Origin of the sequence: Methylobacterium sp. NMS14P (assembly GCF_028583545.1) — a bacterium.
In the GTDB taxonomy this organism is placed as follows: domain Bacteria; phylum Pseudomonadota; class Alphaproteobacteria; order Rhizobiales; family Beijerinckiaceae; genus Methylobacterium.
Window position 1 is genome coordinate 1,619,236 of the sequence record NZ_CP087106.1, and the last position, 15,612, is coordinate 1,634,847.

The window sequence follows — 15,612 nt, forward strand, 5'->3', positions numbered from 1 at the left end:
ACGCAGACAGCGGCGCGCTGAGATCGCCGCCATGACCGCCGAGGAGCTGGCGCGGCTGGAGGCATGGAGGAACACGCACAAACCGGGCAGCGAACGCGATCGGACGTTTGGGCGCCGCGCACGCGAAGCCCGGCACTGGCTCCATACGATCATGCAGGAGGCACCCTCAGCGCCCACGCTGGATCGAGCCGAGCTGGACGCGCTGCGGGCGAGGTTTCGTGCCCACCTGGCGCGGCTTGACGCCGAAATGACCGAGCTCGAAGGCGAGCCATCGATCGGCGGCCTATTCGACTGACCCATGGTCGTTCGAGGACTGCGTCGGGGCAGGGTAGGGCGACCACGACCAAGCCCCGGGCTTGCAGGATTAGATCACAGCGTGGCCTGCTATTGCGAAGCGAGTGCGAGGCGAGCTCGCAGGCGCGCCACGGCGACCGGCGTCCATAGGCTGTGCCCCCGCGCCGTCGGCACGTTCTCGGCCGTTAGCGCCCGCGCCAGAGCATGCAGCGAGGCCGTACCGTCGGGATCGAGTCGCTCCAGGATTGGCGCTAGTGCTGTCGCCCGCGCGTCAGCGTTGCACTGGAGGGCAGCGCGGGCTCGGGCTGTATCGTCACCCGTACCGGCTCGACCGCGGAAGCCGCCGAGTACGCGACCGCGCGCCTTCGCAGCAGCAAGCGCCGCTTTCGTCCGTGCAGAGATCATCCGCCGCTCCTCCTCGGCCACTACGGCCATGATGCCGACGGTCATTCGATTAGCCGAAGGCATGTCGCAGGCGAGGAAGTCGACGCCGGCCTTGTGCAGGCCCAGGAGGAAGTGCGCGTCGCGGGCAAGGCGGTCGAGCTTGGCGACGACGAGGATCGCGCGGTGAGCCCGGCAGAGCGCCAGGGCTCGATCCAATTCAGGTCGATCGCTCTTAGCACCACTCTCGATCTCGACGACCTCTGCGATCAGCGTCCAGGCGCCGCCGTTTAGATAGTCGGTGACGGCTGCACGTTGCGCCTCTAGCCCGAGACCGGATCGGCCCTGACGATCAGTGCTGACGCGCAGGTATGAGATGAAGCGGCCATGGGTCATCGAATGACCATATCATCCTGCACAACGGTGATTGTTCATGATGATATGGTACGACTCGATGTCAACGCTGCTTGGGTGAGCGTCGCGGCGTCATTGATCGTTGCACCACGCAGGTGCCCCCCGGCCCCGGCCCCCGGCCCCCGGCCCCCGGGTACACCCTCGCAGCGATCTGTCAGCGTTTGCCAGACGCCCGGACAAAATTGCGCTCGTTGAAACGTTTCGGACAAATTGTCCGAGCCGTTGCATGCGTCCTCACGACCATCGTTGGCTGGTCCGCTTTGGAACCTACACGCCGAAAAAAGCGGACGGGCATCTATCGACCCAGACCAGCCATGCGGACCGCCGTCGAGGAGCCCCAGAAGCAGACATCTGTGAGCCGCTCGTCAAATACGGCCAAGGTGTCGGCAGCTATTTAGCGCCGAACATATATGCCCAGTTGTGGATCCCATGCTGGGCATATCGCTGTTAGGATACTTTCATCACGGCGCTTGCTTAGAAATTGATCGACGCTGAAATAATGAACGTTCGAGGTGAGGCAACAGTGACGAAGGTGCCTGTCGTGAGCCAGTAGCGGTTATCGGCTATGTTCTCAACATTGAACCGCAGCGTAACCGGCTGATCGTAGACGATCGTTGAGTAGCGGAGGCCCAGATCAAAGCGGGCCCAGTCCGGAAAGCGCAGCGTGTTGGCGGTAGTGAGATAGGAGCCGGACGTGTAGATCACCCTGCCATTCAACGAGAGCCCAGGAACCCAGGGCGTATCCCATTCAAGGCCAGCAGAGACAGTCAGATCTGGAACGCCAGGAGCGTCATTCCCACGTTGGACCGGATTGGTCGGCTTGGTCAATTCAGGGCGGAGGAAAGTCGCACTGGCAAAGCCGCGCAGGTTCGGCAAGATCGCTCCGAACGCCGACAATTCCAACCCTTGATTACGCTGCTCGCCGTCGTAGGCAAGCGCACCGGATGCAGTCTGCACTTGGCTCGGCCGGCTGATCTGGAACAAGGCGGCCGTTGTCGTAATAGTGCCCCAGTCGACCTTGATACCGACCTCCTGCTGATCCGATTTGTAAGGGCTGAGGATCGCTCCCGTATTGCTATAGCCGGGTCCCACAATGGTGCCGGATGTCAGGCCCTCAGCGTAATTTGCGTAGAGTGCGACGTTCTGCCAAGGCTTGACCACAATCCCAGCAAGTGGCGACGTCGCGTCCGCATCGTACTCGCTCGTCCGCGCGCCAGTGGTCGTGTTGTAGGCTAGTTGGTTCACCATCTGGTAGCGAACACCGGCGGTGAGCAGGACCGTATCGCCGAAGAACGACATCGTGTCCGCGACGGCGACGCTCGTGAGGGTCGTGTCTGAAGATCGACGCGGATCGAGGCGCGCGCCTGTCACGACAGGAAGCGGAGATGGCCTGTAGATGTTCGAAGGCACCGATTGGGCGGCAGTGTTCGCGACGTAGGCGAAGCCATCTTCACGGCTAAATCCAGTGAACACGAAGTTGAGCGAGTGATTGATGAACCCGGTGTCAAAGCGCGCCTTCATACCCGCATTGCCGCTTACCGAGCTGCTGTAGGAGTCATAATAGGCATTGATGAGCCGGAAGTTACCGAATGCGTCGGCTCCGCTTGTGAAGCCCGCCACGCGCGAGTCCGGGAAGGTCTGCTGGTTGGAGCCGGCGCGATAGCCGATCCCGCCGTAGGCCGTCAGCCAGTCGGTGATATCGTACTCGACGAAAGAGGCAATGGTATTGTCCCGCTGGTTGAGCAACGTCCCTGGGTACCAGTTGCTGCGGGCGTCTGGTGGTTGGGGGATGAACGGGATGTCGGACCGCAAGGTCATCTGCGGGCGGAAATTTTTGGTGTCGTCGTTCTGCGAGATGACGTCGAGCGCCCAGCGCAGGCGTTCGCCTTGATAGTCGAGCGACAGAGCGCCGAGCCCGGTCTGCCAGTTGCCATCGTTGATCGAGGCTTCCCCGGTGCGACCCAGGCCGTTGAAGCGAATACCCCACTCCTTGTTCTCGCCACCGCGGGTACTGGCATCGACGTGAACGCCAAAATTGCCGGGACTAATGTACTGTGGCGTCACTTGGAGAAGCGGGACATCAAGAGCGCGTTTGGTCACAATGTTGATACTGCCGCCGACACTGCCGCCAGGCGGAATGCCATACATGAACGCGCCTGGCCCTTTCAGTACCTCAATCCGCTCGATGTATTGAGCGGCCACGCGATTTGACGAGATCAATCCATAGAGGCCGTTCAGGCCAACGTCCTGGGCAGGGACCGGGAAACCGCGGATCTGGAAAGTGTCGTCGAACCCGTTACTGCCTGTGGTAAGACGGACGGACGAGTCATTGACTAGCGTATCGGCGGCGGTTCGCGCCTGCTGATCCTGGATCACCTGCTGCGTGAAGTTGACTGTGCTGAAAGGCGTGTTGAGTGCATCTCTCGTGCCGAGGACACCCAAGGATCCGCCGCGCGCGAACTGTCCACCGGCATAGGGTGCTGGCAAGTCTTTCTGAAGTCCGACCCCCTGACCAACCCTTCCAGAACTACCTGCTGCACTCGCTACCGAGAGCTCATTGAGCTGCACGGCCTCCTGGGCGATCACCTGTTGGGTTAGGCTCGTCCAGCTAAGGCCCAGCGAAGCTGCGCCAATCAAAGCGTGGATCGATGTAGTTCTAAGGACAGACTCAAGCTTACGCATCGCTACGCCCTGCAATAATCCGGCAATTATACCAGCAGACGGCCATCTGGCAGCCTGGAACTCGTGTAAACTTCCAATCAATTTGATGGATTAAGCTGCGATTACGCGATCACGCAGAGGTGAACAAGAGCAATTTTCACAGTGAGGCGAGCAAGTGCCTTTGAGGCAACAAAAAACGAATTATTCCAAATTGTATCTGCAGCGAATTCGCTAGTACAAATTGAGCAACAGCAGCGCTTTATGGATCTTTGTAGATCGGCCTAATATGAAACATCGCGGATATCAAGCCGCAGCGCAGCTATTAACTTGACTTATATTGCCAACGGAAAGTGTTGAGGCTGGCAAGGTTGAGGGAGCGGGAGAGTGGTCTTCGCTTTGATGCCCCAGCCGCCCTTAAGTAGACCGGCAAAAATCCACCCCGAGCCGCCGTTCCGCACCCGACCCTACCCAGCCGCCCGGACTGCCATCGAACTTTCCCAGAAGCGGACACTCGTCGGCCGCTGGGCAGGAAAGAGGTCATCCGCTCGGCTCGGTTCGCACGGTATGACGTTCGCCGCCATGCGAACCACGATTTGCAACTGGATCGCCGCGCGATAGCGATCAAACAGACGAGAGCTCAATCACCTCCGAAAACGTCAGGTTTGTCGGTGTGATCCACGCGGCCGCCCGTGACTGTGGTGGAGCTGGTGGAGCTGTCAACGCCGCTGTTGAGGCCTCTTCAACGCGAAAAACCGCAGCCCAAAGAGTGCCACGACCCTTCAGGAAGAAGCCGAAGTGCAAGGAGATTGCCTCGGCCGATACATCCAACACCACGCGACGTTCGACCCACGGCCTGCTACCGAACAGCCAGCCGTCGGCGGCATCCTTCAGGTTGTCGAAGGCGAAGGTGTTTCCCGGCATCGCGTCGACCCGGGCCCACAGCGTCGCCCCATGGGTCACGTCCTGGCAACGCAGCTTGGCGCTGATCGCGACCCGCTGGCCGTGAAACGGCACGGCTGACACAGTCTGCACGTAGCAGCCGAACGCGCGGGCCGGGTCGGGATAGCGCCGCAGCCCGAGCACGGGATCGTGCCGGATGAGGGCGGCACAGCCGCCGCGGACCATTGGGTCAGCATCGGCTCCGTGGTCGTAGGCCTCAGGATGCTCGGCCAGCAGCGCCCACCCCTTGAGCGCGGTGATGCGGCGGCGTGCGGTATCCTCAGATCGCTTGGCCTGAGCAGAGAGGACGTTCCAGTCCTTCAATCCGAATTGGCGGGCCACGATGTCGAGGCACTCACCATGGGTAATGGCGACGTTCTTGGCACGTAGAGCGCTTTCCACGGCGCGGGCCATGGACTTGGCATCTTCGATGGTGGGCATGCTGATGATCCCCGAACCGGATCGACCGCACTGTCAGTGCCCGCTTTGCCGACCGGCCGACCCTAAGTCAGGGACCGCGATCTCGTCCATCGATGCGTTCACCGTATCCCGAGGGACGCGAGCGGCAGGCCGCATCAGCCTGCTCGCAGGAGAGCATCACACCGCCGACCGCGTCAACCGCCTGTTGCCCTATGAGGGTAGGAAGCCAGCCTCTCTGGCCGAGGGGTCAGAGGTCCGACAGGGTGCGCCCGCGCGCTGCGTCAATGACCTCATTCGCCAAGACGCTAACCCAGGCGTCACCACTGAGATCGGCCCCCGTCTCCAGCCAGTCGCCCACGATCCGATAGCCGAGGGTGTAGCCGAGCCAGCGCGGATACCTTCCTCCGACGCCGAAGAACCATGCGCGGTGGTCGTGCCCGTTACCCACGAGCGTCGCGTCATCGGGAAGGTTGGCCGCCAGCACCTCGTCGGTCACGGCACATTCCCATGGGTCGGGCGGCGAGTTGAACAGGCGGCTGACGAACTGCCCCGCCAGGCCCTCGCTCACGAGGGCCTCACCCAGTGTCCAACCGTAGCCGGGGCCGTCCATGCGCATGCAGTGGTGAGCCTCGTGCGCCACAGTCCGGCGCAGATCCCCATCACGCAGCGATCGCGCAAAGTTGGGGTTGTCGGGATCGATGGTGAGAGAGAACAAGCCAGGGCGCATGGCTTGTCCCGTCGTGCCGGTCTCCGGGATCACCGCGCCAGGCAACCGCTGCACGAGGATATCGAGCGGCGACACCGGCAGAACGCCCGCTACAGCCTTTCGAGCAACCTCGACCTCCTCGGCAACGATGGCGCGCCACGCGCTCATATCGCCGGACGCCTCAAGCCAATGTAGCCGCCACGTCATCCTGAACCTCGTCGGGCTCCATAGCCTCATCCTGCCGTTGGTGGCAGGACGGGACAACCCGCCGGCTCTTGGAGACGGGCGGGGCGGCGACGTCCGCTTCACGCCATTGCTGCCCGACAGCGGACCGGCAGAAATTCCACCCAACCCAGTCATTCAGAGTTGTCCGCCAGTGCGACCGGAACTGGCCGAAAGCGGCGCAGCCGCTTTTGAATGCATCGCCATCGAAGCAGACAGCGAGGTCCCACCCGCTGGGACGCCGGTCAGGGAGAGAGTTTCTCACAAGGCGGCGTTGAGGACCGACATGGCCGCGGTCGCACCGCCCCTTTGATGGGGCACGCCTGCCACGCCCAGCGCCATCTCTACGCCGGAGAGCGCCCCCATCAGCATCAGGTCGTTGCACTCGCCGAGGTGGCCGATGCGAAACACCTTGCCGGACAACTTGGACAGGCCGGCGCCGAGAGAGATGTTGAACCGGTCGAGGGCGAGCTGTCGGAAGGCGTCGGCGTCATGGCAGTCCGGCATGAGCACGGCGGTGAGGACCGGCGAGTACTCGCTCGCCTCCTCGCACAGGACCTCAAGCCCCCATCCCTGGACCGCAGCCCGCGTCGCCTTAGCCAGCCGCTCATGCCGGGTGAAGACTGCCGGCAGACCTTCTTCGCGCATCATGGCGATCGCCTCCCGCAGGCCGTACAAGAGGTTGGTCGCGGGCGTATAGGGGAAATAGCCGCCTTCGTTCGGCTTGAGCATCTCCTCCCAGTCCCAATACGAACGCGGCAGAGTGTTGGTCTTCGAAGCCGCGCGGGCCTTCTGCGAGATCGCCGTGAACCCAAGGCCCGGGGGCAGCATCAGGCCCTTCTGGGAGCAGGCGACGGTCACGTCGATGCCCCACTCGTCGTGGCGCAGGTCGGCCGAGCCCAGACCCGAGATGGAGTCGACCAGCAGAAGCGCCGGGTGATGCGCGGCGTCGATCGCCTGCCGGACCTGGGCGATGCGGCTCGTCACGCCCGTCGAGGTCTCGTTGTGGACGACCATCACCGCCTTGATCGCGTGCGCCCTGTCCTCGGCGAGCTTGGCCTCCACGATGGCAGGGTCCGCACCGTGGCGCCAGTCGCCTGGTACGAACTCAACTGTGATGCCCCATCGGGCGGCCATCTTGCTCCATAGCGTGGCGAAATGCCCGGTCTCGAACATCAACACCCGGTCGCCCGGCGAGAGCGTGTTGACGATCGTCGCTTCCCACGCCCCCGTGCCGGAGCCAGGAAAAATCACGACCGGTCCCTCGGTCTGGAAGATTGCCCTGCACCCTTCGAGCACCTCCCGACCGAGCCGGCCGAATTCCGGCCCCCGGTGATCGATAACCTGCCGGTCCATCGCCTGGAGAACACGCTCGGGCACTGGGCTCGGGCCGGGGATGTTGAGAAAATGCCGTCCCTGCTGAAGGGTCATGACGTGCCCTCTTCCAAAGCTGTCGCGAACGAGCCGTGCTGATTGTCGGATCAGGGCCGCGACGTCAGGCGCCCGACCAGGCCGCGGGTCTTTTGTCGAGGAATGCCCGAACACCCTCGGCGAAATCCTGGCTGCCGTAGCAAGCTCGAATGCCGTCGCTGCCGTCGGCGTCGGGATCGAGGGCAAGCGCGGCCAGCATCTCCCGGGTCACGCGCATGGTCACCGGCGCGTGGCTGATCAGACGCTGGCAGAGCTGCGCGACCGTGGCGTCCAGCGTCTCGGGGCTGGCGATCGCGGCAAGGTAGCCAAGCGGCTCCAGGCTCTCGGCCGTCGGCATGTCGGCGAGCAGAAGCATTCGTTTGACGGTGCTCAGGCCCAGCGTCGCCGTCAAACGACGCAAGTTCGCGGGCGACAGACAATTGCCGAGGGTGCGGGCGATCGGAACGCCGAACCGCGCGCCCGGTGTGGCCACGCGCAGGTCGCAGGCATTGGCGATCGCGAGTCCGCCGCCGACTGCCAGCCCCTCGATGACAGCGATTGTCGGGACGCGCGCGCGTTCCAGCCCAGCGACATAGGCATCGATCCGTGTCTCGTAGGCCACCCCGTCCTCCCCGGTGAACCCCACGAACTGCTCGATGTCGGTGCCGGCAACGAAGGCTTTGCCGCCAGCCCCGCGCAGGACCGCGACGCGGATCGACGGGTCAGCCTCGATCCGGGCGAGGCCGTCGGCCAGCTCCTCGTACATCCGCCACGTCATCGCGTTGCGGGCGGCGGGCCGGTCGAACGTCAGATGGGCGATGCCATCCTCGGCGCGATAGCGGACCGCGCCCTCCCGCTCGGTCGCGCTCACGGTGCGAACGCGCCGCCCGCGCGCAGCGCCTCGGTATCGTCGTCGTTAAGGCCGAGCTCCCGGAGCAGGCTCTCGGTATGCTCGCCAAGTAGCGGGGCATGCATCCGGGTGCGCGGCGGCGTCCCTGAGAACTTCACAGGGAAGCCGATGTTGGGCACGCTGCCCTCGTTGGGATGCGGAACCTCAATCCGCATCTCACGATGGCGGCCGTGCTCGCTCTCGAACGCTTCCGGATAGCTGTTCATGCGCCCCGCCGGGATGCCGACCGCGAGCAGGTGGGTCACCCACTCCTCGGCGGGCCGTTCGGCGAAGCTCTTCTCCAATTCCTCGATCAGCACGTCGCGGTTGGCGAGTCGCGCCGGGATGTCTGCAAAGCGTGGATCGTCGACGAGGTCAGCTCGTGCCAGGACGTCGCAGAGAAGCCGCCAGAGCTTTTGGTTGGTCGCGCCCATGACGAAATAGCCGTCTGAGGCGCGCACCGCCTGATAGGGCGCGCTCATCAAGTTCGCAGTCCCGAGTGGTTTCGGGATGCGACCGGTGCCCCAATACTCCGAGATGTCCCAGATCGAGAACGCCAGAGCGGAGTCGAACAGCGAAGCGTCGATGTACTGGCCCTCACCGGTCGTCTGCCGGCCAATATACGCGCTCAGGATTCCGTAGACGCAGAACAGCGCGCAGCCGATGTCGGCAACCGGCACGCCAGCCTTGACGGGCGGCCCGCCGGGATGGCCGGTCACGCTCATCACCCCCGACATCGCCTGTGCCATTAGATCGTAGCCAGGCCGCATCGCCCAGGGACCAGACTGACCAAAACCCGAGATGCTGGCATAGATTAGACGCGGGTTGTGCTCGCGCAGCACCTCGTAGCCGAGCCCGAGCTTCTTCATCACACCCGGCCGGTAATTCTCGACCAAAATATCGGCGGTGGTCACGAGCTTCATGAACAGTGCGCGGCCAGCCTCGCTCTTCAGGTTGAGCGCGATGCTACGCTTGTTCCGGTTCATATTGAGGAAGCCCATGCTGTCGGGCCCCTTCATCTTGAACCCCATGGCGCCACGGGTTTGGTCGCCCGTGCCCGGCGGCTCGACCTTGATGACGTCGGCGCCGAGATCCGCGAGCAGCATGCTGCAGAACGGCCCAGCCATGACCTGCGTTACGTCGAGAACCCGCAGCCCCGCAAGTGGCAGCGGACGGGCGGGCACCGTAGCAACCTCATCCTCTGACGCCTGAGCCGAGCGATCGTCGGGACGGCCGATCTTATCCATCTGAAGCTCTCCTCCCGCGGCGCATCTTAGGCGTCGCTTTTTGCATTCTGCATGCATAAGACGATTTCCGGTGCGTGCAACGGAATTCCGAACATCGCGCGAAAAATGCATTTTGCGTGCAAAATGCATCTTGCGGAGCCCAGCTCCGGCGCGCAGTCTGAGCCGAGGCAAGCAGCGACATGCGATGGGTGCGGAGACAACCGCGCCCACGGGAGGAACAGCCGATGAGCCTAGGATCCGGCGGCGTCACGCACGCCCTACGCCGTACGTTCACGACGACGCGGGGGCGCGTCTTCGCGCTGCTCTGCCTCGTCTACTTCATCACGTACGTCGATCGGGTGAACCTATCTACGTTGGCGCCGCTGATGGCGACCGACCTTCACCTGAACAACGTCGAGCTGGGCTTTGCCCTGTCCTCGTTCGGCTACACCTACGCGCTGTTCCAGATTCTAGGCGGAATGACCGCCGATCGCCTTGGCGCGCGTCGGACCCTGGTCCTGTGCGGGATTGTGTGGACGGTTGGAACGCTCCTGACCGGGTTTGTCGGCGGCCTAGTCACCCTCGTCCTCGCCCGACTGCTTCTCGGCGTAGGCGAGGGCGCGACCTTCCCTGCCGCGACCACCGCGATGACACGCTGGGTTCCGCAGGCCGAGCGCGGCTACGCACAAGGTGTCGTCCACTCGTGCTCGCGGCTGGCCAACACTGTAACGCCGCCCTTGGTCGTTCTGATGGCGGCCTATCTTGGCTGGCGGGGCACCTTCATAGCGCTCGCAGCGGTGAGTTTGTCCTGGATCGTCGTCTGGGGCCTTTACTTCCGGGATGAGCCGAGCGCCCATCCGGGTTGCACGCCGGAGGAGCTGGCGGAGTTGCCGGCACCGCGCAAGGCGATCGGTGGGCCGTCGGAGCCGACCCCTTGGTCGGCGCTCCTGCGCGGTATGCTGCCGACCACGCTGGTGTACTTCTGCTATAACTGGACCTTGTGGCTCTACGTGACTTGGCTGCCGAGCTACTTCGTCAAGGCGCAGGGCCTTAACATCAAGGAATCGGCGTTCTTCGCCTTCGGTGTGTTCGGTGCCGGCGTTGTCGGCGATGCCTTGGGTGGCATCTGGGCCGACCGCATCTATCGCCGTACCAACGACCTCGCGCGGGCGCGTCGCACGGTCATCGTCGTGAGCCTGCTCGGCTCGATGGTCTGCTTGCTTCCTGTGCTCTTCGTTCACGAACTCGCGGTCGTCGCCCTCTGTCTGAGCGGCGCGTTCTTCTTCCTCGAACTGACGGTTGGCCCGATCTGGGCGATCCCGATGGATGTGGCACCCAAGCACGCGGGTACGGCCAGCGGCATCATGAACACCGGCTCGGCGATCGCAGGCATCGTTTCGCCGCTGGCCTTCGGCGTGATCGCTCAGCTTTCCGGAAGCTATGCCCTGCCTTTCGTCGGCTCGATAGCCCTGCTGCTCGTCGGTGCGGTGTTGGCTTGGCGGCGCCTACCACGGGGCGAGGTGACAGGGAGCGAGACAGCGCATGCGCTGTCGCCGACGGCGGTAACCGGAAACGCGGTTTAGCGGGATGCGGTCGCCGAAAGATGTTGCCGGGCGCGCAGCTTCGATATGAAACGGCAGGACAGAGAGACCTCCTGACGAATGCGATGACGCAGCCGACGACCCTTATCCGGACCAACCTCCACGACATGCTCGTCGCGGGCATTCGCGAGATGGTGATCGCCGGGGCGCTGCGCCCCGGCGACAAAATCTCTGAACAAGCGCTCTGCCAGCGATACGGCGTCTCGCGTACGCCGTTGCGAGAAGCGCTGAAGGTGCTCGCCTCGGAAGGCATGCTCGAGCTGCTGCCTAGGCGCGGCGCCATCGTGGCGAATGTCAGTCCGGAGGAGATTGACGAGCTGTTCCCCGTAATGGCAGCCCTCGAGGCGCTCGCGGGTGAATTGGTATGCAAGTATGCCAGCGATGCAGACTTGGCGCGCTTAGGTGCCATCCATGAGCATATGATGCGCGCGCATGCAGCCAAGGATGAGCCGACATACTTGGAGGCGAACCGCAGCTTCCACGAGACCCTGGTGTCCGTAGCCGGAAACGCCACGCTGACAGCCAGCTATATGCAGATCCTGATGCGGACTCGGGCGTTTCGTTTCGTGGCTCGCAAGAGCCCGGAGAATTGGCAGACCGCAGTGCGTGATCACCACGCCATCATGGACGCGTTGAAGGTCCGCAACGCCACTCGATTGTCCCGGCTTCTGCGACGGCACGTGATGGGTGTGACGGTCAAGATCGCTCGGGATGCCATCGCCGCAGCCGCAGCCGCAGCCGCAGACGGGAACGCCTCCATCGAAGCCGGCGAGCTGCCGAAATCCGCCTGACAGCAGACCGAACTTGGCCGAAAGCGGAACGGCCGTTTCAGGACAGGTCGGCCGTAGAAGCGGACGGCCTCCTACCAACCCAACCCAGACGCCAGGTGAACCGCACCCCGTTTTGACCGGACAGGCGGCATAGCTCACGAAGGCATAGGCGTTGGCCTATGGGTAAGGCTATGTCATCCGATCCGACCGCCCCGCCGGTACACGGCGAGATCCTGACCGGCGTTCAGCGTCGACGGCGCTGGTCCACCACCGAGAAGATCCGCCTCGTCGAGGAGAGCCAGCAGCCCGGCTCGTCCGTGTCGTTCGTCGCCCGCCGCTACGGCCTCTCGCCCAGCCTGCTGTTCTCGTGGAAGCGGCGCATGCTGGAGGGCGGCCATCAGGCCGTGCACGCCGACGAGGAGGTCGTCGGCACCAGCCGGGTTCGTGAGCTGGAGCGGCGCGTGCGCGACCTCGAACGTCTGCTCGGGCGCAAGACCATGGAGGTCGAGATCCTGAAGGAGGCGCTCGACCTCGCCCGCACAAAAAAACCGACCTCGCCGCTCAGCTCCTGGGGCGGTTCGACGGGCGGTTCGCGGTGAAGGCGGTCGCCGACACGCTCGGCGTGGCCCGCTCCCACCTGGCCGAGCGCCTGAGCCGCCCCGTCCAGCCGCGCGGTCCCTACCGCAAGCCCGAGGATGCGCAGCTGCTGCCGACGATCCGCGCGATCGTCGACGTCGATGCCCGCCCGAGCTACGGCTATCGCCGCGTCACCGCACTGGTGAACCGGGCCCTGCGCTCGCGCGGCGAAGCGAGCGTCAATGCCAAGCGGGTGCTGCGCATCCTGCGGGCGAACGGGCTCACCCTCGCGCCGCACACCGCCCGGCGGCCCGGCCGCACCCACGACGGCACCGTGGTGGCGTTACGCTCGAACGTGCGCTGGTGCTCGGATCACCTCGAACTGCGCTGCCGGGACGGTGCGGTCGTCCGCGTGCTGTTTGCCATCGACGCGTGCGACCGTGAGATCATCGCGTGGTCGGCGACCACGACGGGCGTCTCGGCCGAGATGGTCTGCAACCTGATGATCGCCGGCTGCGAGCGCCGGTTCGGCGCGACGAAGACCCCGCACCCGGTCGAGTGGCTGTCCGACAACGGCTCCGCCTACATCGCCAAGGAGACAGCGCAGACGGCCGCCGCGCTCGGCCTACGGCTGCTATTCACCCCGGTGCGTTCGCCGCAGAGCAACGGCATCGCGGAGGCGTTCGTGAAGACGCTCAAGCGCGACTATGCCCGCTTGGCGATCTTGGCCGACGCCGAGACCGTGATGCGGCTTCTGCCGGCTTGGTTCGAGGACTACAACACGATCCACCCGCACTCCGGCCTGCGCATGCTCTCGCCCCGAGAGTACCTCAGCCGGACTGCCTAAACCCGCCCCGCTGCCTGTCCGGTCAAACAGGGTGCACTCCACCAGGACCGCTGTCGGAATTTCCCGAAAGCCGCCATTCATCGGCCGTTCGGCAACGTCTGCCTTGGGCTAGTCAGTCGTTATTGGGGTTCTATCCGAAAGACGATCATCGACTCGACGTCCTACTGATCGCTCGATTGCCGCTTACAAAGGGATCACTGGGCGAGCAAGAGCTTGCCCGGTAGTGGCCCAACGCCTTTGGGTACCGGTACGCTCGTCCCATCGTAATTCGCGTTGAGGTAGAGATTGGGTCCCTCGTATAGGTTAAGCTGCGCAGCAACGATTACGGTGTAAGCAGACTGATCGGCTACGGGCTTATCCGCGTCGATTACCAGCCGGCCAACTGGTAGGTAGATCGTTCCAAGCATGGTCCGCGTGTTGTCACTGATGATGCGATAGGTGCGCAGCGGCCGCGTCAGACCGAGAGGCTGAGGTGTTGGCGCGGGTGCCGGCGTGAGCGGTGCGAGCAATCCACCTACAAAACCGATGATCGCTGCAGTCGGGTCCACAGGGCTGCCAAGGGTCCGATCTTCGGCGATCAGCAGGCCAGCCATGACCCCCGTGGTCGGGGCCGACAAACTAACCGTAGACTGTTTGTCAAACAGCATCCCGGCTTTGTCGCCGGTGAAGAACAGGCCGACGTCCGTTCCAGTCAACGACCCTTTTTGATCCACGACAAGCGGCCCGTCCTTCATGACGTAGATGCCGGACCGGAACTCGACGTTTGCCTTCTTCGTGATGTGCAGCCCGCCACAGTATGTACCTGGATCCAAGGTGACACTCTGGTCAATCAAGTTCTTGCTGGTGTCGCCCTTGCTGTTGGCGGCGGCTGGGATCTGCATACAGCTGCCCGGTGTTGGTAATGCACGATCCTTGAGCGGATCACCTAGGGAGGGGCAGCTTGTCTGCGGTGGCGGCGCGAAATTGGCCCGCGGCCCGCTGTAGCCGCCAGCCGAGCAGATCGTCTGCGCCTTGGCTATAGCACTGTTGCCGCCGACCATACCGATTGCGTTCGTCGAGTTCGAATACAATGAGCACCCGTCTGCGGTGACCTCGGCCTTTTTCTGCAAGTTGAAGGCGCCAGGCGCGGCAGGATCGAGGGTGAGCAAGCACAGCCGCATCTTGCCGACAACCTTAACTCGCGACTGTGCTGCCACCGTCATGGCTGGTAGGCCAACGAAGGCGCCGAAGGCGAGTTTCACCGTCTCCTCAGCTCTGGCGAAGACGCTGGTCTTATCTTTTGCGACGTCAACGGTCAGCGTGAACGGGCGATCCGACCGAGGATGGGCGTTGTCTCGAATGACCTGTTCGGTCACGCCCTTGATCGAGTCGATGGTCGAGGACGCGAGCTTGAGGGTGTTGCCGGCAGCGAGCGTCCCTACGTCGACAGCATTCTGTAGCTCGCTGCGACGATACGAGAGGCGTGCATAGTCGATGCCACCGCCTACCAAGCCGATTAGGACTGTGGCGCTCAAACCGAAGATGAGCGCGACACCGCCGCGGCGATCACTATCAAGCTCAATCGCGACCCTAGCGACACGTCGCACGGCGGCCCGTGAGCAAAGCCGTGCCGCGCGACCGATGTCTATCATCCTGTTTAAGCCTCAGTCTATAAACCGATTGAGGTTTGGCATGCAGCGATGGCGGAGAAGTTAATAGCGCTCAGAACTTAGCCGTGCCCACATATGTCAAGCAATCATGATTAATTTTCGTCCTCTTGCCGCTCACGGACGAATGGTCGAGCAAGGATAAGCTGCGCGAAGCGCCTGTCGTAACGGAAGCACGTAGACGACCTTCAGGTATGCCGGGTTCTGGATCACGTACAAGGAAAACGCGATCACAGCGTCGATCAACTTGGTGTTCTCTGTGGGGCAGATGGCGTCATCCGCAATCTCGGTCGCCAGCATGGTCCTAACTGCACCAACGCATTCGCCGAGCTGCCGCATTGAGCCCGGATCTTGCCGCCAACGGCCTTTGCGCGCGAACTTGATGAACTGATTGCACCCGCCGATGATGTCTTCGGTTGTCTCGCCACTGGGTGCGCTGTGCGCGGAACCGGCGAGGGCAGCTGTAACAATCAGGGCGGCTGCAGAGCGACTGAAAAAAGCAGGGTGTCCCACGGCCATTAGCAACCTGTGCATTTGAACTGCCGTGCTAGATAGCACAGTCCGGAAGTGGACCTGTCCAGGTGCTGTTCTAAGTCGTAAGCGGGAGCGA

Annotated in this window: 13 protein-coding genes; 4 read left to right on the forward strand and 9 right to left on the reverse strand. The window is 63.4% G+C overall.

Annotated elements, in window-relative coordinates; translation table 11 throughout:
- Positions 1 to 31 precede the first annotated feature (31 nt).
- Positions 32 to 295: a hypothetical protein gene (locus LOK46_RS07635; RefSeq protein WP_273563222.1), complete on the forward strand. Its 264-nt coding sequence runs from the start codon at positions 32 to 34 to the stop codon at positions 293 to 295.
- An 89-nt stretch (positions 296 to 384) separates the two neighbouring features.
- On the opposite strand, the gene LOK46_RS07640 is transcribed toward LOK46_RS07635, so the two are convergent.
- The 7 genes from LOK46_RS07640 to LOK46_RS07670 all read right to left on the reverse strand — a co-directional run bounded on the left by LOK46_RS07640 (position 385) and on the right by LOK46_RS07670 (position 9,583).
- Positions 385 to 1,071 carry a recombinase family protein gene (locus LOK46_RS07640; protein ID WP_273563223.1) on the reverse strand — a complete coding sequence of 229 codons (687 nt, stop codon included), beginning with the start codon at positions 1,069 to 1,071 and terminating at the stop codon, positions 385 to 387.
- Between the two features lie 492 nt (positions 1,072 to 1,563).
- On the reverse strand, positions 1,564 to 3,675 hold the full coding sequence (locus tag LOK46_RS07645) for a TonB-dependent receptor (RefSeq protein WP_273563224.1): 2,112 nt from the start codon (positions 3,673 to 3,675) through the stop codon (positions 1,564 to 1,566).
- Positions 3,676 to 4,371: 696 nt separating this feature from the next.
- Complete coding sequence (locus LOK46_RS07650; RefSeq protein ID WP_273563225.1) at positions 4,372 to 5,130, reverse strand: glyoxalase superfamily protein; 759 nt, start codon at positions 5,128 to 5,130, stop codon at positions 4,372 to 4,374.
- A 226-nt stretch (positions 5,131 to 5,356) separates the two neighbouring features.
- Positions 5,357 to 5,983: a DUF2268 domain-containing putative Zn-dependent protease gene (locus tag LOK46_RS07655; RefSeq protein ID WP_273563226.1), complete on the reverse strand. Its 627-nt coding sequence runs from the start codon at positions 5,981 to 5,983 to the stop codon at positions 5,357 to 5,359.
- A gap of 315 nt (positions 5,984 to 6,298) precedes the next feature.
- Positions 6,299 to 7,468, reverse strand: a complete 1,170-nt coding sequence (locus tag LOK46_RS07660) for a pyridoxal-phosphate-dependent aminotransferase family protein (RefSeq protein WP_273563227.1) — start codon at positions 7,466 to 7,468, stop codon at positions 6,299 to 6,301.
- Positions 7,469 to 7,532: 64 nt separating this feature from the next.
- The gene (locus tag LOK46_RS07665; protein WP_273563228.1) at positions 7,533 to 8,318 is read right to left on the reverse strand and encodes an enoyl-CoA hydratase/isomerase family protein; all 786 of its coding nucleotides are present in this window, start codon (positions 8,316 to 8,318) and stop codon (positions 7,533 to 7,535) included.
- The gene (locus LOK46_RS07670; protein WP_443192875.1) at positions 8,315 to 9,583 is read right to left on the reverse strand and encodes a CaiB/BaiF CoA transferase family protein; all 1,269 of its coding nucleotides are present in this window, start codon (positions 9,581 to 9,583) and stop codon (positions 8,315 to 8,317) included. The genes LOK46_RS07665 and LOK46_RS07670 overlap by 4 nt, the downstream gene beginning before the upstream one ends.
- Positions 9,584 to 9,807: 224 nt before the next feature.
- On the opposite strand from LOK46_RS07670, the gene LOK46_RS07675 reads away from it, so the two are divergent.
- The 3 genes from LOK46_RS07675 to LOK46_RS07685 all read left to right on the forward strand — a co-directional run bounded on the left by LOK46_RS07675 (position 9,808) and on the right by LOK46_RS07685 (position 13,356).
- Positions 9,808 to 11,145 carry an MFS transporter gene (locus LOK46_RS07675; RefSeq protein WP_234081482.1) on the forward strand — a complete coding sequence of 446 codons (1,338 nt, stop codon included), beginning with the start codon at positions 9,808 to 9,810 and terminating at the stop codon, positions 11,143 to 11,145.
- A gap of 83 nt (positions 11,146 to 11,228) precedes the next feature.
- On the forward strand, positions 11,229 to 11,954 hold the full coding sequence (locus tag LOK46_RS07680) for a GntR family transcriptional regulator (protein ID WP_273563229.1): 726 nt from the start codon (positions 11,229 to 11,231) through the stop codon (positions 11,952 to 11,954).
- Positions 11,955 to 12,112: 158 nt separating this feature from the next.
- Positions 12,113 to 13,356 (forward strand): IS3 family transposase gene (locus LOK46_RS07685; RefSeq protein ID WP_273563230.1). Its coding sequence is split into 2 segments (ribosomal slippage): positions 12,113 to 12,473 and positions 12,473 to 13,356, totalling 1,245 coding nucleotides; the frame shifts between segments, so codons are not numbered across the junction.
- A gap of 194 nt (positions 13,357 to 13,550) precedes the next feature.
- Here LOK46_RS07685 and LOK46_RS07690 read toward each other — a convergent pair.
- Positions 13,551 to 14,987 carry a TadE/TadG family type IV pilus assembly protein gene (locus LOK46_RS07690; RefSeq protein WP_273563231.1) on the reverse strand — a complete coding sequence of 479 codons (1,437 nt, stop codon included), beginning with the start codon at positions 14,985 to 14,987 and terminating at the stop codon, positions 13,551 to 13,553.
- 132 nt (positions 14,988 to 15,119) lie between these two features.
- Positions 15,120 to 15,521 carry a hypothetical protein gene (locus LOK46_RS07695; RefSeq protein ID WP_273563232.1) on the reverse strand — a complete coding sequence of 134 codons (402 nt, stop codon included), beginning with the start codon at positions 15,519 to 15,521 and terminating at the stop codon, positions 15,120 to 15,122.
- Between the last annotated feature and the right edge of the window lie 91 nt (positions 15,522 to 15,612).